This window comes from Sphingobium scionense (assembly GCF_014197035.1).
Lineage (GTDB): Bacteria > Pseudomonadota > Alphaproteobacteria > Sphingomonadales > Sphingomonadaceae > Sphingobium > Sphingobium scionense.
In genome coordinates this window covers 99,930-119,024 of sequence record NZ_JACIEU010000011.1, presented here as the reverse complement: position 1 = coordinate 119,024, position 19,095 = coordinate 99,930, and the positions used below count along the sequence as shown (strand labels likewise).

The window sequence follows — 19,095 nt, the reverse complement described above, 5'->3', positions numbered from 1 at the left end:
AAAGGGCGGGCGGAGTTCAATTCAGAATGGATATGGAGGGGCTTAGGAAATGTTTTGTCCAGTAGCCGGGTTGTCAATCACCCATGGCGCTGACGTCGATATCCTTGAGGCCGATGCCGATGGTGGCGCGGGGCTGTTCGATTTCGGCCGATGCGACCGGATAGGCGCAATAGTCGGCCGCATAATAGGCGCTGGGGCGGTGGTTGCCGGACACGCCGACGCCGCCGAACGGCGCGGTGCCCGATGCGCCGTTGGTGGGCCGGTTCCAGTTGATGACGCCGGCGCGGACATTGCCCCAGAATTGCGCATAATGTTCGGGATTGCCGCCGACCAGCGCGGCGGACAGGCCGTAGCGGCTGCTATTGGCTTCGGCGATGGCGGTTTCGAAATCCGGCACGCGCACGACCTGAAGCAGCGGGCCGAACAGTTCGACATCGGGCCGTTCCTTCATCGCGGTCACGTCGATGATCGCGGGCGTCAGGAAGGGCAGGCCCTTTTGCGGGCGGACCATATGCTTGATCGGCCGGCCGCCATGGCTCATCAGATAGAGGAAGCTTTCGGTCAGGCCATCGGCGGTCGGATTGTCGATGACCGGCCCCATATAGGGCTGCGGATCGGCATGGGGATGATCGACGATCAGCCGGTCGGCGAGCTTCTTGACCTCCGCGATCAGGGCGTCGGCCATGGCGTCGCGGACGATCAGCCGGCTGGCCGCGGTGCAGCGCTGGCCGCTCGACAGGAAGGCGGACTGGATGACCAGCGCGGCGGCGGCGCCGATCTCCGGCGTGTCCCACACCACCAGCGGATTGTTGCCGCCCATTTCGAGCGCCAGGATCTTGCCCGGCTGGGTGGCGAACTGGCGGTTGATGGCGATGCCGGTCTGGGCCGATCCGGTGAACAATATGCCCGCGACATCGGCATGGGCGGCGAGCGCCTTGCCTTCCTCCGCGCCGCCGAGCAGCAACTGGACGGCATCGGTCGGGACGCCCGCCTCATGATAGAAGCGCACCAGCATCTCGCCCACGGCCGGCGTCTTTTCCGATGGCTTGAAGATGACGGCATTGCCCGCCAGCAATGCCGGGATGATGTGGCCGTTGGGCAGGTGGGCCGGAAAATTATAGGGGCCAAGCACTGCCATCACGCCATGCGGCTTGTGCCGCACCGACTGGCGGGCGCCCAGATTGGCCTCCAGCCGGCGCTGGCCGGTGCGTTCGGAATAGGCGGCGACCGACGTGTCGATCTTGGCCATCACCGCCGTCACCTCGGTCCGGGCGTCCCATAACGGCTTGCCGGTTTCCCGCGCGATCAGGTCGGCCAGTGCCTCCTCATGGGCGCGCACGACATTGACGAAGCGGCGCAACGTTTCGATGCGGAAGGCGACCGGCTGGGCGGCCCAGCGCGGCCAGGCGGTACGGGCGCGGGCGACGATATCGTCCACGTCGCCGCTTTCGCCCTGCCACAGCAGGGCGCCGGTCGCGGGTTCATGGGACGTCAGCGAGGCGGGCATGGTGCAGGATATGGCCGAAAATGGTTAACGAAGGAAGAGCGCGGTGTGGAGGGCGCCCGTCTACGTTCGGCCCATAGGAAATGTTCCGCTTAACTTCCCATATTTCCCGCAGATTTCGACATTTAAGAACCGAAGTTGGAAATTTTATGATGCCGGGTCGATCCGGCCGGGATGGGCGCCCATGCCGGATCGATCCTGTAGCATCCCGCTGCCGAATAGGACAGCGCTGCCGCCTGTAAACGGCGCTCAGAAGCCGTAGCGGATCGACATTTCGGCGCTGCGCCGGGCCTCTTCGCTGCGGACGGCGGCAAGGTCGGTCGGCGCTGTCCGATCGGTCAGGCGATTGAGCAGGAACTGGCCGAAACTCCATTCGCCCAGATCCGACGCCGCGTTGATATGGCCGCTCTCGCCTGCGTCGGCGAACTGGCTGCCCCAGAATTGGGCGAGCCGCCGGGCGCTGGCAAAATCGATATAGGGATCGTTGCGGCTGGCGACGACGATCGAGGGAAAGGGGAGCAAGTCCTTGGGCGTGGGGCCAAAGCCGACCAGCCGGCGATCGACCGCGCCGCTGTCCACTTCGGGTGGGGCGACCAGCAGGGCGCCGGCCACCTTGTCCCGCAATTGTCCGGTTTCGAACGCTGCCCACCAGGCGACCGCATGACAGCCAAGGCTGTGTGCGGCAAGAATTACGGGGCCGTCGACCTGGGCGATGGCATGGCCCAGATTGGTGATCCAGGCGTTGCGATGGGGCACGTCCCAACTGCCCAGTTCGACCCGATGGCAATCGGGAAGCGCCTGTTCCCAAAGGCTTTGCCAATGATCCGGGCCGCTGTTCATCAGGCCGGGAACGGTCAGGATGGTGGGGGTCTGGTCATGCGACTGGGCGTGAATCGTCATCTGCACCTCCAAATCTATGGAGCGATATTATCACTACTCATTTGATTGACAATAAAGCTTTGCTGATGCGTGGCGAAGGTGGGTTGAGTGGATGTGTGAATGAAATACCAAATATAATAATATGGCACCGACTATTGGTGTAATTTTCATGAGATTAATATGAAATGCGTGACGATGGGGCCAATTTTCCGGGCTTTCGGCAAATTGGCACGACCCCTGCAATGCTCCTGGCATGACCCGATCGGGGTCATGGATCGAGATTTCAGGGAAGGAATTTACACATGAAGACCATCGCCATCATCGCCGCCGCTGCCGCCATGACCGTCGCCGCCGCGCCCGCCTTCGCCCAGCCGGCAGGCAAGTTCGGCAACGCCACTGTCCGTTACGAAGAAAAGACCGACCGCTATTGCTTCCGCGAAGTGCAGCCCAGCACGCTGGTGCCGCGCGTCGATTGCCGCAGCAAGCAGGACTGGGCTGAAGCCGGTCTGGCCATCAGCCGCAAGCCAGCCGTCCAGCTTGCCCAGCGCTGAGATACTGCGCGTTCGATCAAGCAAGATCAGGGAAGGAATTTACCGATGAAGACCATCGCCATCATCGCCGCCGCTGCCGCCATGACCGTCGCCGCCGCGCCCGCCTTTGCTCAGCCGGCAGGCAAATTCGGCAACGCTACCGTTCGCTACGAAGAAAAGACCGACCGCTATTGCTTCCGCGAAGTGCAGCCCGGCACACTGGTGCCGCGCGTCGATTGCCGCAGCAAGCAGGACTGGGCTGAAGCTGGTCTGGCCATCAACCGCAAGCCGGCTGTCCAGCTTGCCCGGCGCTGAGCCGCAATGCCTCCCGGCAATACGAAGTCGGGCGGCTACCCGAATGGGCCAGGCTTTGCGGCAGGTCGCGCCAGGCCCGCGATCAACGCCGGAACGGTATCGCTCCCATGCCGTTGGTTCGTCGGACGCGGCCCGCGCATGGTTATCACGGGGCGGCCTGCGACCGATGGAGCGTCCCGTCCCGCCTTCCGGGGCAAAGGCGGGACGCTTTTTCTGTTTGGGACATTGACCAGGCCGCGTGGACAAGTCCGGTGCTCGCCCAAAGGCCGGGATGGCGGAGTTGGGTGGATTGCGGATCGTCTGCTTTCAGGCAACCAATACAAGAAAGCAGACCTGAGCTTGGATGCTATCTGAGCAGTAAGCGGTTCACACCGTCACCGGAAACGAATCTAATTGCTCCTGTGACAGCGCCCGGCTGGGGATAAAATTCATGAGGGCATCGCTTTGACGAAGGATAATGGTGTCCTGCCCCTTCACGATTTTCACGAAATCTGACCATGAGAACTGAGAATGGCCACGGGATGAAGTAAACGAGACGCCACTTTCCGACCATTCTACAGTAGTATTGTCGTGCAAGGACTTCTGTTGACCGAAGATGCGTCTGACTTGGCAAGGAAGCCGCAGATAGGCCGAAAAAAATATCAATGAAAGGAACGCAATCCAGTACCCAAGACCAATTGCAGCGGCAATTGGAACGGAAACAATATCCCATTGCCAAGCAGCTGCCATCGCCATCGCGGCAAGTGTTGCACCCCCACCAACATAGGCTCGGATCACCCGTTTTGACTTGAGTGTCACTCGGAAATTGAGCCTATAGGCTCCGAGCAAGTCTTCTGGTGTGGCTTGAAATGAGACCGTTTGCATTGCCAATTAAATGCCGACGTTCGAAAGGCCATGCAAGGTCCGCTTTTTGGCAAATCAATTGCCGGGGTAATGGGCAACTTTTGGTCGCTTCCTGCCATCCCCCAATCCGTCATGCCAGGCTTGACCCGGCATCCCGCTTTTCTTCGTCCAACAGAAAAGCAGTGGGATCCCGGCTCGAGGCCGGGTTGACGTTGGAAAATGGTCGCTTTCGGCTCGTTCGAATTTTTCCATGCGGGCCAAAGGCCGTAACCAGAGTGGGCGTGAGCGGTGCGGCAGAATCTGCCCTCTTTCAAAATAGGATTTCGTCTGATCTATCCTTGTCGATGGAACAGCAAAGCCCCAAACCGCCCGCGCTCGGCGCGATCCCGACCATCAGCCTGCCCGCCGAGCGCGTCCGCTGGACGCCGGAGCGGCAGAGGCTCTTTCTCACCAGCTTGCTGGCTACCGCCAATGTGACGCAGGCTGCGCGGGCGGCCGGCATGTCGCCCGCCAGCGCACATCGCCTGCGCAAACGGCTGGCCGGCACGCCGTTCGATCGGACATGGGCGCGTGCGCTCGCGCTTCATGCCCAGAGTCTGGCTGATCCCTTTGCCGATCCGGCGGCCCGGGCCGTGACCACGCCGGTGCGTCGCTGACGCGTCGCCGGCGCGTGACTGTGCCCCTGGGGGCGCACCGGCCTGACCCGACTGGCGCACGGGCGACGCGTCGCAGGCGCAGGAGCGTCATTTTTCCCCATTCTTGCGCCGCATCAACGGTGTGAACTTTGCCAGAATGACCCGATGATGACCCTGATCCGTGCCTCTCCCGATCCCCTTTGTCCCATTGCGGGGCAAGCGCGATTGGACGGTCCGAGTGCCTTGGCCTGCATCCGATATCGGCCTATCGTTCCGGTCATGCGCATCCTCTCGACCCTGCTGCTGGTGTCCGCAGCCATCACCGCATCGGCCTTTGCGCAGAGCGCGCCGGCCCCGTTCACCCTTGCCGAAAATGGCCGGGGCTTCGCCTCCCTGTCCGATGCGATCGGCGCGATCGGCGATGGCAAGGGCACGGTCATCGTCGCGCCCGGCACCTATCGCCAGTGCGCCGTGCAGAATGGCGGCGAGGTGACGATCAAGGCGGCGACGCCGGGCAGCGCGATCTTTGACGGGGCAATTTGCGAGGACAAGGCGGCCTTGGTGCTGCGCGGCCGGGCCACCATGGTCGATGGCCTGATCTTCCAGAATCTGCGTGTCCCCGACGGCAATGGGTCGGGCATCCGCCTCGAAAAGGGCAATCTCACCGTCAGCAACAGCCTGTTCCGCAACAGCGAGCAGGGCATATTGAGCAATGAGGATCGGGTGGCCACGATCCTGATCGACAAGTCGACCTTCCGCCACCTTGGCCGTTGCGACCGTGATCTCGACTGCGCCCATGGCATCTATATCGGCCGGGTCGCGCGCCTGACCGTCACCCGCTCGCGTTTCGACCAGGGCGATGGCGGCCATTATCTCAAGAGCCGCGCCGCACAGGTCGACATTCGCGACAATAGTTTCGACGACAGCGGCGGCCACCTCACCAATTACATGATCGACCTCAGCAACGGGGCGAACGGCCAGATCGTCGGCAATGACATGGTGCAGGGCAAGGACAAGGATAATTGGTCCGCCTTCATCACCGTCGCGCCCGAGGGCCGCGAGCATGACAGCAGCGCCCTGGTGATCGAGGGGAACAAGGCCGGCTTCGTGCCGGGCCTCGCACGCGGTTCGACCTTCGTCGCCAATTTCACCGACGATGCGGTGCGGATCGGCCAGAACCAGCTCGCCCCCAGCATGAAGATCAAGGATCGGCGCTGACGTGGTCGCGCCGATCTGATAGGGAGGAGCCATGCGCACCACCTATGACAACGCGACCGTCCGCCTCTATCATCTGGGCGACGACGGCGCGGCGATGACCATTATGTATGGCCCCTTGAGCGAGGCCCTGCGCGTCGCCGAGCAACAGCCGCAGGAGGTGCAGGAGGGGCTGTTCCTCGCCACCGACAATGATGTCGTCGCCTATCTCGACCTGATCGAAAGCTGACCCGCCTGCCGCGTCCTGGATGAGGGAGCGATATATTGCTTCGCTCGTGCCCCCTCTCACGGCAGGTCCGGGGCTGCTCCATGCGCCTCGCCCATGCGGCGGATGGCAGCGACCTTGGCCTGGAGCGGGGACCAGTCGTCGGACTGGTCGATCGCGCTCCAGATCGCTTCGACCTCGTCGATATGCATGGAGCAGGGCGTTTCGTCCGACCAATAGGCGTGGTCGCGGGCGCCGGGAGTGGGCGGGTGGTCAGCCAGCGTGTCGCGCAGTTCGGCCCAGATCGGCGCGCTGTAGCGGGCGGGATCACGGGGCGTCCCGCCGCGCCAGTCGTGGAAGAAGATGTCGATCGGCGTCGCGGTGGTCATCATCGCGCGCACGGCGGTTTCGGTCATGGCGGCGCTGTCCGCACCCGGCCGGACGCCGAGGCGCCAGCAGAAGCGGCGCTGCATCGCCTGCGCATAGAGGGCGGGGAAGCGTTCGAGCTGTTCGATCAGCGGCGGCGCCTGCGTCAGCGGGCGCAGCGATACGGCGAGCTGGGCGACGTCCCAGTGGATCGCCTCGGCCTGGCGCGCGAAGGCGTAGAGGCCGGCATGGTCGAAATAGGCGGCGGTGAAGCCGGCGTCCCAGAGCGGCGTGAAGCGCCAGGGGCCATAGTCGAAGCTTTCGCCGGTGACATTGATATTGTCGCTGTTGAGCACGCCATGGACGAAGCCGGCGACCATGTAGCTGGCGGCAAGGTCGGCGGTGCGATCGACCACGCGGCCGAGCAGCTGGGCGGGCGGATTGTCGCCGGGCTGCTCCCCATAGAGGCGGGTGAGGGCGTAGTCGGTCAGCTTTTCGAGCAACCTATTATCCTCGATATAGGCGGCGCGCTGGAAGCTGCCGATGCGGATATGCGAATGGCTGAGCCGGACCATCGCCGCGCCGCGCGTGGGCGAGGGTTCGTCATTGCGCTCCAGCGCCTCGCCGGTCTCGATGATCGAGAAGGTCTTCGACGTGTTGACGCCGAGTGCTTCGAGCATCTCCGTCGCCAATATCTCGCGCACGCCGCCCTTGAGCGTCAGGCGCCCATCGCCGAAGCGGCTATAGGGGGTCTGGCCCGATCCCTTGGTGCCAAGGTCCAGCAGGCGGCCGTCCTGGTCACGCAGTTGGGCGAAGAGGAAGCCGCGGCCGTCGCCGATGTCGGGATTATAATGGCGGAACTGATGACCATGATAGCGCAGGGCGAGCGGTTGGGGGAGTGTGTCGGGCAGGGGCGTAAAGCGGCCGAAATGGGCGATCCACTCTTCGTCGCTCAGATGATCGAGGCCGACCGATGCGGCGGCGCGGTCATTGCGGAAACGCAGCAGCGTCTGGGGAAAGTCCGCAGCATGCACCGGATCGGCGATGTCGGGCATCAGCGCGGTGATTTCCGTGGCGGGGCTGTAATTGGCGGCTTGCGGCTTGTTGTCCATGCGGCGATATGGGGGAGTATGGGCGGAAGGATCAAGCTTGACCGGCTATAGTGACGGATATTGGTGGTCCCCGGATGGACTGCGGCTGCATTATCGCGACTATGCGGGCGGCGAGGACGGGCGGCCGCCCTTGCTGTGCCTGCCGGGGCTGACCCGCAATGCGCGCGATTTCGAGCCGCTGGCGCAGCGGTTGGCGGGCGAGTGGCGGGTGATATGCCCGGATATGCGCGGGCGCGCGGAAAGCGCCTATGCCAAGGATCCGATGAGCTATGTGCCGCTCACCTATTTGCAGGATATCGGCCGGTTGCTGGCGGACCTGGCGATCACCCGCTTCGTGGCGGTCGGCACGTCGCTGGGCGGGATCATCACGATGCTGATCGCTGCGACCCATCGCGAATGGCTGGCGGGCGCGGTGCTGAACGATGTCGGCCCGACGCTGGACGAAGCAGGGCTGGAGCGGATTCGCGGCTATGTGGGCGTCGGCCAGTCGCACCCGAGCTGGGTCCATGCGGCCCGCGCGCTGGAGGAGGCGAATGGCGATGTCTATCCGGCTTATGGGCTGGAGCAATGGCTGGCGATGGCCAAGCGCCTCTATCGGCTGAACAGCGGCGGGCGCATCGTGCTCGACTATGACATGCGGATTGCCGAGCCGCTGCGCGCGCCGGGCGGCGAGGCGGGTGTCGACATGTGGCCGGTGATGGCGGCGTTTCAGGGCATTCCGACCCTGTTGCTGCGCGGGGACCGGTCGGACCTGTTGAGCGCGCCGACGGCGGAGCGGATGGCGCGCGAGGTTGGGGCAAGCGTGGAACTGGTGACGGTGCCCGATGTCGGCCATGCGCCGGCTCTGGATGAGCCGGAGGCGGCGGCCGGGATCGACCGTTTGCTGGAACGCGTCCTGCGTGGCTGATGGCGGCGGCGTGATGCGGGGCAATCCGCCGCGCATCCTGCATATCCATGGCAGCTTCACGCTGGGCGGCAAGGAAGCCCGCGCGATCCGGCTGATGAACATCTGGGGGGAGCGGGCACGGCACAGCATCGTCAGCGCGGCGCCCGAGGCGCTCAGTGCCCGCAGCGCGATCGAGCCGCAGGTCGCGGTCGATTTTCCCGCTGCGCCGCCCTTTGCCGGGCGGCCGGGACTGGCGCGGTTTCGCGCGATCGCGCAGTTCCTGTCCGGCTATGACCTGGTGCTGGGCTATAATTGGGGGGCGATGGACGGGGTGATGGCGCACCGGCTGTTCGCCCGGTCGATGCGCCTGCCGCCGCTGATCCATCATGAGGATGGCTTCAATGCCGATGAGGCTACGGGACTGAAGCCGCAGCGCAATCTTTATCGGCGCATGGCGCTGGGGCGGGCGCAGGCACTGGTCGTGCCGTCGGCCCGGTTGGAACGGATCGCGCATCAGGCGTGGAAGCAGCCAGCGGGCAAGGTCCATTTGATCCGCAACGGCATCGATGTGGCGCGTTATGCCGAGGCGCCGGCACCGGATGCGATACCGGGGCTGGTGCGCACGCCGGGCAAGCTGTTGGTGGGCACGCTGGCGGGGCTGCGCGCGGTCAAGAATATCCCGCGGCTGGTGCGCGCCGTGGCGGTCCATCGCGCGCGGCTGCAACTGGTGGTGGTGGGCGAGGGGCCGGAGCGCGACGCAATATTGGCCGAGGCGGCGGCGCAGGGGCTGGACGATATCTGCCTGGCCGGGTTCATGACCGATCCCTGGCGCTTTGTCGGCCTGTTCGACATTTTTGCCCTGTCGTCGGACAGCGAGCAGTTCCCGATCTCGCTGGTGGAGGCGATGGCGGCCGGGCTGCCGGTGGCATCCACCGATGTCGGCGACGTCGCCAATATGGTGGCGCCCGCCAACCGGCCCTTCGTTGCGGCTGATGAGCCGGGGCTGGCGGATGCGCTGGGGGTACTGGCGGCCGACCCGGAATTGCGTGCCGCATTGGGTGCCGCCAATCGGGCGCGGGCGCAGCGTGATTATGACGAGAAGACCATGGTTGATGCCTATGCCGCATTATATGGCGAGGCTCTGGCCAGCCCTCATATTTTGCGCTAGGGCGCGCGTCAGTTCGTCATCCCTGACAAAAACTGTTATAGGACGACATTTCAACCGGTCTGGGGAGGCCGGTTCATTTCGCGGGAGAAGTCGTTGTTCAAGGGTTTGAAACCCATCGTCTATGGTGGCCGCGAAGTCTGGCCGCTGGTCGAAGGTGGCAAGGGTGTTGCTGTTTCCAACCATGCCAGCTCGGGCGCCTGGGCGGCTGCCGGCGGCATCGGCACGGTATCGGCGGTCAACGCCGACAGCTATGACTCCATGGGCAATATCATCCCGCAAATCTATCATGGCCGCACCCGCCGCGACCGCCATGAGGAACTGATCGCCTATGCCATCGACGGTGCCGTCGAGCAGGTAAAACGCGCCTATGAGATTGCCGGCGGCAAGGGCGCGATCAACATCAATGTGCTGTGGGAAATGGGCGGTGCGCAGCGCGTGCTGCACGGCGTGCTGGAAAAGACCAAGGGGATGGTCGCCGGCGTCACCTGTGGCGCGGGCATGCCCTATAAGCTCAGCGAAATCGCTGCCTCCTACAATGTCAGCTATCTGCCGATCGTGTCGTCGGGCCGCGCCTTTCGCGCGCTGTGGAAGCGGGCTTACTCCAAGGCGTCGGAATGGCTGGGCGCGGTGGTCTATGAGGATCCCTGGCTGGCCGGCGGCCATAACGGCCTGTCGAACGCGGAAGATCCGCGCGCGCCGCAGGATCCCTATCCCCGCGTTCGTGACCTGCGCGCCACCATGCGCGAGGGCGGCATTTCCGACGACGTGCCGATCGTCATGGCCGGCGGCGTATGGGCGCTCAAGGACTGGAACGACTGGATCGACAATCCCGAACTCGGCGCGATCATGTTCCAGTTCGGCACCCGCCCGCTGCTGACCCAGGAAAGCCCGATCCCGCAGGATTGGAAGGACCGGCTGATGCAGCTGGAGCCGGGCGACGTGCTGCTGCACAAATTCTCCCCCACCGGCTTCTACAGCTCGGCGATCCGCAATCCCTTCCTGCGTTCGCTGGAAGCGCGGTCGGACCGCCAGATCCCGTTCAGCACCGAGCAGGCGGGCGACCATACCCATCAGCTCGACGCGGGCGTGAAGGGCAAGAATTTCTGGGTGACGGTCGGCGACCTGCTGCGCGCGCGCGAATGGGTGGGGCAGGGCTTCACCTCCGCACTCAAGACGCCGGACAACACGCTCGTCTTCGTGACCGAGGAAGAGAAGGCGGAAATCCGCAAGGACCAGACCGACTGCATGGGCTGTCTGTCGCAGTGCAGCTTCTCCAGCTGGATGGACAGCGAGACCAACTCGACCGGTCGCCTGGCCGATCCGCGCAGCTTCTGCATCCAGAAGTCGCTGCAGGAATCGGTGCATGGCGGTGATCTGGACAAGAATCTGCTGTTCGCCGGCCATGCCGCCTATCGCTTCAAGCAGGATCCCTTCTATTCGAACGGGTTCGTGCCGACCGTGAAGCAGTTGGTCGACCGCATCCTGACCGGCGACTGATGGCGTCGATGACAACAGGCGATATCCAGGGCCTTGCGGTGCTGCATTATGACACGCCGCATTTCGACATGGTACGGCCGGGGCAGTTCGTGCTCTGCGCCGTATCGGGTGCGCGAATCGACCTCGACGACCTGAAATATTGGAGCGCCGAGTTTCAGGAAGCCTATCGCGGGCCGGAGGAGGCGACCGCCTCCTTTCTGCGCCACCGCGGTGCAGCATTTCGCTGAACTGCGGTAAGTGCCTGCTACTATTCGGCTTTCTGTTGCTATTCAATTAGTTGAATGATCGCTGTGCGCGGCGGCGAAAATTTCAAGATGTTGCAATTTCCATTCATCGCTCCGGCGGAACGGTCTGTCGCGAGATTGCTGTTCCCACGCCCTTTTATCTGATGTATTCTTCCTCAACAGGCGGCGCAGATCGTCTTTTGGGTGAAGGATGTGTCAGATGTCTCGGATTGATGTCTTTGGTGATCGTATCTGTCTTGTGAGCAGCCTGCTGATCCTGGGCTGGTTCATTTACAACGTGTCCTTCTAAACAGGGCGCGACCGAGAAAGGCAGGACGACCCATTCGGCGATGCAAGTCGCTGGATGTGTTTTGTTTTTTTCAATTTATTCCGGATTTTCCTCTCCTTTTGACCGCGGTATCGGCTGGCAATTGCTGCCGGAACCGATATGAACGCCGGGAATGCTTTTAACAGGGCGTCCCCGGGGCGCCCGTTCACGCCAGTCATGGGAGTTGCCCGCCGTGAAAACCCGCGCCGCCGTCGCCTTCGAAGCGAAAAAGCCCCTCGAAATCGTCGAAGTCGATCTGGAAGGCCCCAAGGCGGGCGAAGTCCTGGTCGAGATCATGGCCACCGGAATCTGCCATACTGATGCCTATACGCTCGACGGATTCGACAGCGAGGGCATCTTCCCCTCGATCCTGGGCCATGAGGGCGCGGGTATCGTCCGCGAAGTGGGGGCCGGCGTCACCAGTCTGGTGCCGGGCGACCATGTCATCCCGCTCTACACCCCCGAATGCCGCCAGTGTAAGTCGTGCCTGAGCGGCAAGACGAACCTGTGCACCGCGATCCGCGCGACCCAGGGCAAGGGGCTGATGCCCGATGGCACGACCCGCTTTTCTTACAAGGGGCAGCCGATCTTCCATTATATGGGCTGCTCGACCTTCTCCAACTTCACCGTCCTGCCCGAGATCGCGCTGGCCAAGATCCGTGAGGACGCGCCGTTCCAGAGCAGCTGCTATATCGGCTGCGGCGTCACTACGGGCGTCGGCGCGGTGATCAATACTGCCAAGGTGCAGGTGGGCGACAATGTCGTGATCTTCGGCCTGGGCGGAATCGGCCTCAACGTCATCCAGGGCGCGCGCCTGGCCGGCGCGAACAAGATCATCGGCGTCGACATCAATCCCGATCGCGAGGAATGGGGCCGCAGGTTCGGCATGACCGAATTCCTCAACTCCAAGGGCATGAGCCGTGAAGAGGTGGTCGCCGCGATCGTCGCGATGACCGATGGCGGTGCGGATTACACGTTCGACGCCACCGGCAATACCGACGTGATGCGCGTGGCGCTGGAGGCCTGCCATCGCGGCTGGGGTACCAGCATCATCATCGGCGTGGCCGAAGCCGGAAAGGAAATCAGCACCCGTCCGTTCCAGCTGGTCACGGGCCGCAACTGGCGCGGCACGGCCTTTGGCGGTGCCAAGGGGCGCACCGACGTGCCCAAGATCGTCGACATGTACATGACCGGCAAGATCGAGATCGACCCGATGATCACCCACGTCATGGGGCTGGAGGACATCAACAAGGGGTTCGACCTGATGCATGCGGGCGAGAGCATCCGCAGCGTCGTCGTCTTCTGAACCGATAATCCAGCAGGAGAGAGACCATGTTCAGCCATGTTATGGTGGGATCGAACGATCTCGACGTTTCGCGCGCCTTTTATGATGCGCTGTTCGGTTCGGTCGGCGGCAAGCCGGCGATGCAGGACGACAAGGGACGGCTGATCTACATGCATGACGGCGCGCTGTTCATGGTCACCAAACCGATCGACGGGGAAGCCGCCTGTCATGCCAATGGCGGCACGATCGGTTTCCGCATGGCATCGACCGAGCAGGCCGATGCCTGGCATGCGGCCGGCGTCGCAGCGGGCGGCACGGCTTGCGAAGATCCGCCGGGCGTGCGCGAGGGCGGCTTCGGCAGGCTCTATCTCGCCTATCTGCGCGATCCCGCCGGCAACAAGCTGTGCGGCCTGCATCGGATCGGCTGAGGAAGGAAGAGCGGGTGGAGACGGTTTCGACCAACAGGGCCTTTGGCGGCATCCAGGGCGTCTATCGCCATGCCTCGCGCGAGACGGGAACGGAGATGACCTTCTCCGTCTTCGTGCCGCCGCATGCGCCGGGGGCGAAGCTGCCGGTGGTCTGGTATCTTTCCGGCCTTACCTGCACCCATGCCAATGTGACGGAAAAGGGCGAGTTTCGCCGGGCCTGCGCGGAACTGGGCCTGATCTTCGTCGCGCCCGATACCTCGCCGCGGGGCGAGGGCGTGGCCGACGATCCGGATGGTGCATGGGACTTTGGCCTGGGCGCAGGCTTCTATGTCGACGCGACGCAGGCGCCCTACGCTGCCCATTATCGCATGTGGTCCTATGTGACGCAGGAATTGCCGGCGCTGATCGCGGACCAGTTCCCTGCTGACATGGATCGCCAGTCGATCATGGGGCACAGCATGGGTGGCCATGGTGCGCTGACCATCGGCCTCACCTATCCCGAGCGTTATCGCGCGGTGTCGGCCTTTGCGCCGATCGTGGCGCCGGGCCAGGTGCCCTGGGGCGAGAAGGCGCTGGGCGGCTATCTGGGCGAGGACCGGGCGGCTTGGCGCAAGCATGACGCGGTCGCGCTGATCGAGGATGGTGCACGGATCGACGCGCTGCTGGTGGACCAGGGCGCGGGGGACAGCTTCCTGGAGGAGCAGCTACGCCCCCAATTGCTGCGCACGGCCTGTGACGCGGCGGGCATCGACCTGTCGCTCAATCTGCGTGAGGGCTATGACCACAGCTATTATTTCATCTCCAGTTTCATGGACGATCATCTGCGCTGGCACGCTGCGCGGCTTATTTAGGACGCGATGCGTCTGCCGGGCCGCAAGGCAGCTTGTCTCCGGGGTTTGGCTTTCGGGCAAATGGGCGCTCTTTCCTGCGGCTGACAAGGGCTGCCCGCAACAGGAAAGAGCGCCCGTCGACAGGCTCCGGTAATGCCTCAAAGGCCGCCATCTGCCTGTCGCTGCGAAACCCTCATGGTAGCGTAGAGGCCTCCGCATTCTCGATCGTCATGATGCCCGGTGGCATACCGCGCTCTGCCTTCTGCCTGGCGACCATGGCGCGGACTTCAGCGCGCAACGCCTTTGCATCATAGATGATGCCGTCCTTGATCGTGTAGTCGACGCCGCCGACCCGATCGACCTTGCCGGTCGCGTCATCGAGCCTGATCGATCCGGTGCCGAACAGCAATTTCATGTTGGCCAGCGGGTTGCCCTTGATGACCACGAGATCCGCCTTGCGGCCGACGCGAATGGTGCCGATCTGGTCCTCATGGCCGAGCAGCCGAGCGCCTTCCTGCGTGGCGGCGTGGATCACTTCCAACGGGCTGAAGCCGGCCTCGCGCAGCAACTCCATCTCCTGAATATAGCCGAAGCCGTAGAGATTGTAGATATAGCCGGAATCGCTGCCCACGGTGACGCGGCCGCCACGGTTCTTGTAGTCGTTCACGAACCGCATCCAGCGGCGATAATTGTCCTTCCACGCCATTTCATGCTCGGTGGTCCAGTCGAACCAGTAGGCGCCATGATTGGTGCGGCTCGGGCGGTAATAATCCCACAGCGCGGGCATGGTATAGTCCGCATGCCACTGCGCCCGGCTCATCCGCATGAAGTCGCGGCTGGTGAGATAGGCGGTGAAGGTGGGATCGAGGGTGAAGCCGCGTTCCAGCAGCGTGTCCATCACCTTGTTCCACTGGTCCGACCCCGGATCGGCCGCCTGCGCCCACAGCCGCCCGGCCTCGCCGAAGCGCATCTGCTCGTCATTGTTGATGAAGTCGGTGGGAAAGGCCTGGATGCGCTGGTCGGTGAACATCGCCTCGGGCAGGCCATACCAATGTTCCATGCTTTCCAGCCCCGCGCCCGACGTGCCCAGCACATTGGCATAGGCAACCAGTTGCTGGGCATGGTGCATGGTGCTGTGCAGGCCGAGCTTCTTCGTTTCGTCGAGCGCGGCATAGAGCACATCCTCCGGCGCGCCGCCGATGAACTTGATACCGTCGGCGCCGCGCTTCTTGGCTTCCTGGATCACCGCGCGGGCGGTGGCGGCATCATTCACTGGGCCGCGTATCTGGTGGAACATCGGATAGATGTCGATGCGCGGGGCGACGATCTCGTTGCGGGCGCTGCGGGCCTTGATGTCGGCCAGCCATTCGATCGGATGGCCGCTGCCCAGATCGCGGACGGAGGTGATGCCATGCGCCATCCAGAGCTTGAGGATATAGTCGGACGGCACCTTCTGCGCATCACTCAGGGAATGAAGATGGACATGGGCATCGACGAAGCCGGGCATGACATAGGCACCGGCCAGGTCGATCTCATGGTCGCCGGGCGCGGCGCGCAACGCCGGATTGATCGCGCCGGGCGCGCCGATCGCCTTGATTTCGGCGATGCGGTCGTTCGACAGGACGATGTCGAACGGTCCCTGGGCCGGGGCGCCGGTGCCGTCGATCATATAGACATGGCGCAGCACCGTGCGCTGGAACGGCCCTGCGCCCTGGTTGCGGGCGGGAATGGGATCGGCGGTCTTTGCCGCCGGCGCATTGGATGCTTCGGGCGCCGCGAGCGCGCTGCCGCTCAGGAGCAGCGCCGCCAGGGCGAGAATGGGACCGGACCGGACGGCCATGCGACGCTCTCCTCTATAGCTGTTGTGAGTGGCGGGCGGGAGCGCCACGGCCCCGGCCCGCCTGCTCATTGGATCAGAACTTCATCCGCGCGCCGACGAAGTAGCGGCGGCCCAGCGTGTCATAGAGCGACACGTCGGTATTGGCGTCGCCGACCAGCGTCGTGCCCAGGACCGGCGGCTGCCGGTCGAGCATATTGTTGACGCCGCCGAAGAAGGAGAAGGTCTCCGTCGCGTCGATCGAGAAGCTGGTGTCGAGATACCAGACCGGGTCCACCGACTTCACCACATTGGTCGCGGTCGGATAGAGCTTCAGGTCGCCGATCATCCGGCCCTGCAGGCGGAAGCTCAGCGGGCCGCTGGCATAGGTGGCGCCCAGGTTCAGCTTGAAGTCCGGGGTGATGAAGCCGCCGGTGCCGACCGAGCAGCCCGCGCCATAATAGCCGGCGCAATCCTGCGGCGCGGAGGTGGCGAGCACCTGCGTCGTACGCTCGAACAGCCAGCTGGCGATCGCCTGCAGCGACAGGCTGGCATCGTCGCCGAGCGACAGCGCACCGGGCAGCGGCACGCGATAGTCGACCTGCGCGTCGATGCCGTTGACCTTGAGCGAGCCGATATTGTTGCTCGACACGCTGACATAGTCGAGCTGGCCATTGCCCAGGCGCGTGATCGCCCGGCAGGTCGGGCTGCCGGCATCCATCATCGTGTAGCAGTCGTTCATCGTCTGCTGCGCGTTGACGGTCATGATCGCGTCGTCGACCTTCACGTTGAAATAGTCGACCGTGATGTTGAGGCGCGGGATGAAGGGCGGCGAGATGACCGCGCCGATCGTGTAGGTCTTCGACTTTTCCTCATGCAGGTTCGGGTTACCGCCGCTGTCCTGGTTGAGTCCCAGCGTCGCCTGGGTGAAGTTGGCGATTTCGCCCGCCGGCACGCCGGTGGCGACGCAGAAATTCTTGAGCGCGTCGCTGCGATTGTCCCCGCCCGATGTCGGGATGGCACAGGGATCGGTGCCGCTGGAATAGCCGCGCGTCACCGCCGTATAGAGTTCGGCGATATTGGGCGCGCGGATCGCGCTGTTATAGGCGCCACGGATGCGGATCCAGCTGACCGGGGCATATTCGCCGCCCAGCTTCCAGGTGAAGACCTTGCCGACCGAGCTGTAATCCGAATAGCGGGCCGCGCCTTCGATCGCGAGCGTATCGAAGAAGGGCATGTCCGCCAGGATCGGGATGCGCAGTTCGCCGAACAGTTCCTTGACGTCATAGGCGCCGGCCAGAGCCTTTTGCGACACCGCGCCATATTCATTGGCGAGATCGAGCGGGCTGGGGCTGAACGTATATTTGTCCTTGCGATACTCGGCACCCAGCGCGACCGAGACCGGGCCGGCCGGCAGTTCGAACAGAGTGCCGGCGATGCTGGCGCCCGCGACCTGGCGGGTGAAGATGTCATGGCTTTCGCGCACCGGGGTCAGGAAGGCGCCGGCTTCTTGGCTGATCGAATTGAGGCCCAGGATCGACACCGGCACGCAGCCCAGCGACTGGTTGCGACAGACGACATTGCCGGAAGAGTCGATGACCGCGTCCAGGCCCATCGACAGACGGGTCTGCGAGATCAGCCCCTCATTCCGGGTGTCGGTGCGGTTGCGCATATATTGGTAGAAGGCGTCCCACTTCCAGTCGCTGCCCAGCAGCGACACATCACCGCGCAGGCCGGTGGTGATCTGGTAGGATTGCCGTTCATAGCGATAGTTGCGCGTGCCCAGTTCGTCGGCGCGGCGGCCGCCGCCGACGATTTCCGCCGTGCCGTCGCCATTGGTGTCGAAGATGGCGGCATTGTTGGTGAAGAACTGGCGCAGGCTTTCGGGTAGCACCGGGTTGCTGGCATAGTTGGGGATCAGCAATGTCGAGGAGGCGGCGCCGGGCGTCAGCGGGGTGAAGCTGTCGGGCGCCAGGATCATGTCATTCTTGGCGTTGACGAAATAGGCCTCGGCATAGGCGGTGATCTTGTCGGCCACCTCATAATGGGCGTTGGCGGCGACGTTGAAGCGATCGAGCGGACGCTGCAGCAGATTATAGGGCGCGTAATTATAGGTGTCTTCGGGCTGGCAATAGGGCAGCACGGTGCCATTCTCGCCAAAACGAATCCCGGTGACCGATGTGCAGCTGCCACCGGGGGTCAGGTTGACGCCGGTCAGGGCGGCACGCTGCGCGGCGCTCAGCGGGACTCGGGTGCCGGGGATGCTGCCCGAACCCGAATAGACCAGCTGGCCGTTGACTTCGCCGAGCGGCGTGCGGCTGAAACCACGATCATTCTGGGTGATCGACGACTGGCGCGTCCAACTGCCTGACAGGGTGACATTGCCCCGGCCATCGGCGGTACTGGTGCCGAACGTCAGGTCGAGCTTCTTCGATTCGGCGTCGCCGCGATCGCTGATGCCATATTGGGCGCTGGCTTCCACGCCCTCGAACTTGTCGTCGAGGATGAAGTTGACCGCGCCGGCGATCGCATCGGAGCCATAGACGGCCGACGCGCCGCCGGTGATGATCTCGACCCGCTTGATCAGCGCGTCGGGAATGGAGGCAAGGTCGACATTGCCGTTGGAATCGGCAGGGATGAAGCGGCGGCCATTGACCAGCACCAGCGTGCGGGTGTTGCCCAGGCCACGCAGATTGGCGGTCAGCACGCCCGACCCGCCGCCATTATTGACGGTGGAGGTGTTGCCCGACGCCAGCTGCGGCATCTCGTTCAGGGTCTTTTCCAGCGTGACGTTGCCCGACAGCTTCACATCTTCGCTGCCCATGACCGAGATCGGGCTGGGCGCGGTCAGATCGGTGCGGACGAGCCGCGACCCGGTGACGACGATATCGGTGGAGGGCTGGGCGGCCTCCTGGGCCTGGGCGGTGGAACCCAAGCCGCCGCCAGCCAGGATGGTCGACAACAACAGCAAGGTATTGCGGCGGCCGTACAGGCCCGCCGGTCGGATCGTCATCATTAGTCTATCCCCT

18 protein-coding genes are annotated in these 19,095 nt (G+C 63.9%); 12 read left to right on the top strand and 6 right to left on the bottom strand.

The annotated features are described in order from the left end of the window. Window positions 1-73: 73 nt before the first annotated feature. Together astD and GGQ90_RS14605 are read right to left on the bottom strand one after the other, a co-directional pair. Window positions 74-1,507: a succinylglutamate-semialdehyde dehydrogenase gene (gene astD, locus GGQ90_RS14610; RefSeq protein ID WP_188082812.1), complete on the bottom strand. Its 1,434-nt coding sequence runs from the start codon at window positions 1,505-1,507 to the stop codon at window positions 74-76. Window positions 1,508-1,753: 246 nt separating this feature from the next. Beyond that, window positions 1,754-2,404 (bottom strand): RBBP9/YdeN family alpha/beta hydrolase, encoded by a 651-nt coding sequence (locus GGQ90_RS14605; protein ID WP_188082811.1) that lies wholly within the window; start codon window positions 2,402-2,404, stop codon window positions 1,754-1,756. 281 nt (window positions 2,405-2,685) lie between these two features. Between GGQ90_RS14605 and GGQ90_RS14600 the strand changes: the two genes are divergently transcribed. Together GGQ90_RS14600 and GGQ90_RS14595 are read left to right on the top strand one after the other, a co-directional pair. Continuing rightward, window positions 2,686-2,934: a hypothetical protein gene (locus GGQ90_RS14600; protein WP_188082810.1), complete on the top strand. Its 249-nt coding sequence runs from the start codon at window positions 2,686-2,688 to the stop codon at window positions 2,932-2,934. A gap of 45 nt (window positions 2,935-2,979) precedes the next feature. After that, the gene (locus GGQ90_RS14595) at window positions 2,980-3,228 is read left to right on the top strand and encodes a hypothetical protein (protein ID WP_188082809.1); all 249 of its coding nucleotides are present in this window, start codon (window positions 2,980-2,982) and stop codon (window positions 3,226-3,228) included. Between the two features lie 366 nt (window positions 3,229-3,594). Here the strand turns inward: GGQ90_RS14595 and GGQ90_RS14590 are convergent, their stop codons facing one another. Beyond that, the gene (locus GGQ90_RS14590) at window positions 3,595-4,092 is read right to left on the bottom strand and encodes a YcxB family protein (RefSeq protein WP_223178264.1); all 498 of its coding nucleotides are present in this window, start codon (window positions 4,090-4,092) and stop codon (window positions 3,595-3,597) included. Between the two features lie 323 nt (window positions 4,093-4,415). Between GGQ90_RS14590 and GGQ90_RS14585 the strand changes: the two genes are divergently transcribed. The 3 genes from GGQ90_RS14585 to GGQ90_RS14575 all read left to right on the top strand — a co-directional run bounded on the left by GGQ90_RS14585 (window position 4,416) and on the right by GGQ90_RS14575 (window position 6,150). After that, on the top strand, window positions 4,416-4,727 hold the full coding sequence (locus tag GGQ90_RS14585) for a terminase small subunit (protein ID WP_188082807.1): 312 nt from the start codon (window positions 4,416-4,418) through the stop codon (window positions 4,725-4,727). Window positions 4,728-4,985: 258 nt separating this feature from the next. Further along, entirely contained in the window at window positions 4,986-5,924 is a 939-nt protein-coding gene (locus GGQ90_RS14580) for a right-handed parallel beta-helix repeat-containing protein (protein WP_188082806.1), read from the top strand. Window positions 5,925-5,955: 31 nt separating this feature from the next. Next, the gene (locus tag GGQ90_RS14575) at window positions 5,956-6,150 is read left to right on the top strand and encodes a hypothetical protein (RefSeq protein WP_188082805.1); all 195 of its coding nucleotides are present in this window, start codon (window positions 5,956-5,958) and stop codon (window positions 6,148-6,150) included. A 56-nt stretch (window positions 6,151-6,206) separates the two neighbouring features. On the opposite strand, the gene GGQ90_RS14570 is transcribed toward GGQ90_RS14575, so the two are convergent. Next, entirely contained in the window at window positions 6,207-7,604 is a 1,398-nt protein-coding gene (locus GGQ90_RS14570; protein WP_188082804.1) for a protein adenylyltransferase SelO family protein, read from the bottom strand. A 37-nt stretch (window positions 7,605-7,641) separates the two neighbouring features. On the opposite strand from GGQ90_RS14570, the gene GGQ90_RS14565 reads away from it, so the two are divergent. The 7 genes from GGQ90_RS14565 to fghA all read left to right on the top strand — a co-directional run bounded on the left by GGQ90_RS14565 (window position 7,642) and on the right by fghA (window position 14,271). Next, window positions 7,642-8,511, top strand: a complete 870-nt coding sequence (locus tag GGQ90_RS14565; RefSeq protein ID WP_188082803.1) for an alpha/beta fold hydrolase — start codon at window positions 7,642-7,644, stop codon at window positions 8,509-8,511. A gap of 13 nt (window positions 8,512-8,524) precedes the next feature. Then, entirely contained in the window at window positions 8,525-9,658 is a 1,134-nt protein-coding gene (locus GGQ90_RS14560) for a glycosyltransferase (protein ID WP_188082887.1), read from the top strand. Between the two features lie 93 nt (window positions 9,659-9,751). Continuing rightward, window positions 9,752-11,155 carry an NAD(P)H-dependent flavin oxidoreductase gene (locus GGQ90_RS14555; protein WP_004212237.1) on the top strand — a complete coding sequence of 468 codons (1,404 nt, stop codon included), beginning with the start codon at window positions 9,752-9,754 and terminating at the stop codon, window positions 11,153-11,155. A gap of 8 nt (window positions 11,156-11,163) precedes the next feature. Next, window positions 11,164-11,382: a DUF2093 domain-containing protein gene (locus tag GGQ90_RS14550; protein WP_188082802.1), complete on the top strand. Its 219-nt coding sequence runs from the start codon at window positions 11,164-11,166 to the stop codon at window positions 11,380-11,382. 518 nt (window positions 11,383-11,900) lie between these two features. Beyond that, on the top strand, window positions 11,901-13,013 hold the full coding sequence (locus GGQ90_RS14545) for an S-(hydroxymethyl)glutathione dehydrogenase/class III alcohol dehydrogenase (protein ID WP_188082801.1): 1,113 nt from the start codon (window positions 11,901-11,903) through the stop codon (window positions 13,011-13,013). A gap of 26 nt (window positions 13,014-13,039) precedes the next feature. Further along, window positions 13,040-13,420 (top strand): VOC family protein, encoded by a 381-nt coding sequence (locus GGQ90_RS14540; RefSeq protein ID WP_188082800.1) that lies wholly within the window; start codon window positions 13,040-13,042, stop codon window positions 13,418-13,420. A 14-nt stretch (window positions 13,421-13,434) separates the two neighbouring features. After that, window positions 13,435-14,271, top strand: a complete 837-nt coding sequence (gene fghA, locus GGQ90_RS14535; protein ID WP_188082799.1) for an S-formylglutathione hydrolase — start codon at window positions 13,435-13,437, stop codon at window positions 14,269-14,271. A gap of 172 nt (window positions 14,272-14,443) precedes the next feature. Here the strand turns inward: fghA and GGQ90_RS14530 are convergent, their stop codons facing one another. After that, window positions 14,444-16,090 carry an amidohydrolase family protein gene (locus tag GGQ90_RS14530; RefSeq protein ID WP_188082798.1) on the bottom strand — a complete coding sequence of 549 codons (1,647 nt, stop codon included), beginning with the start codon at window positions 16,088-16,090 and terminating at the stop codon, window positions 14,444-14,446. A gap of 73 nt (window positions 16,091-16,163) precedes the next feature. Continuing rightward, on the bottom strand, window positions 16,164-19,082 hold the full coding sequence (locus tag GGQ90_RS14525; RefSeq protein ID WP_188082797.1) for a TonB-dependent receptor plug domain-containing protein: 2,919 nt from the start codon (window positions 19,080-19,082) through the stop codon (window positions 16,164-16,166). Window positions 19,083-19,095 lie beyond the last annotated feature (13 nt).